The organism is Nonomuraea sp. NPDC002799, assembly GCF_053592075.1.
Map to the genome: position 1 here is coordinate 1 of NZ_JBSFVA010000150.1, position 1007 is coordinate 1007.

The 1007-nt window shown below is 68.2% G+C and carries 1 protein-coding gene; it reads left to right on the plus strand.

Annotation, left to right across the window (positions count from 1 at the left end):
- Positions 1–838, plus strand: an 838-nt coding sequence (locus ACWD0F_RS52160) for a hypothetical protein (protein ID WP_449890614.1), incomplete at its 5' end; no start/stop codon positions are given.
- Positions 839–1007 lie beyond the last annotated feature (169 nt).

Consider the following 1007-nt stretch of genomic DNA (forward strand, 5'->3'; position numbering starts at 1 on the left):
ACTCAGCACCACCCGCCTCCGCGTCGTCCTGCAGAGCGGCCAGGGCTCACCCGGCCTCCTGGAGGTCAAGGCGTTCGCCCCCGACCCGCCGGGCGGCACCGTGTGGAACCCGCCCGCCAACCTGGTCACCCCGCTCAACGAGGTCTGGCAGCACGTCGAGAGCACCTATCCGAACCTGTACGGGTTCCGGAACTACGGCTGGGACCAGGTCATGGCCAACGGCGGCTCGATCAACTACTGCGTCCGCTGGGATTCGAGCGCCTCGGTGACGGCGGCCCAGCGGGACCAGATCCACGCCACGCTGGCCCGCCAGTTCAAGAAGTGGATGGATCTCATGGCCGGCCAGAGCGGCTGGCCGTACACCTCCGTGCCGGTCAAGGTGGTCGGCTGGGCCGTCCGCGACCGCGCCCAGCTCCAGTGGAGCGACACCTCCGTCGACATCTACGTCGGCAACATCCGGGAGAACGCGCCGCAGTGCTCCGAGCCGTGCGGCCGGTTCTTCAACCAGAGCGGCACCTACCCGAACTGCCCCGGTGGCGCGTCGCACCACTACGACATGTCCCTGTGGCTGACGGCCGGGTTCGGCGGGGGCGCGGGTGGCGACTGGGGGCAGCGGATCGGCAGCGAGTACTACCTGTCCAACCTCAACACCGACAACGTGCACATCCTGCTGCATGAGATGGGGCACTCGTTCGGGCTGGACGACTTCTACGACTGGACCCCGACGGGGGTGTGCTGCTTCCTGATGAAGGCGGGCAGCGCGTCGTCGATCACGGACTTCGACGCCTGGATGTTCCGCGACTGGTGGCGGCACCTGAAGAGCCGTTACGGACGCTAGACGGCTGAGGGTGGCGGCACGTGAAGTGCTGCTACGACGGATGAGGGTGGCGGCCAGGTCGGCCGCCACCCTCATCGGTTGTTCAGGTCAGGTGTAGGCCTTGACCTCCAGGAGGCCGGGTGAGCCCTGGCCGCTCTGCAGGACGACGCGGAGGCGGGTGGTGCTGAGC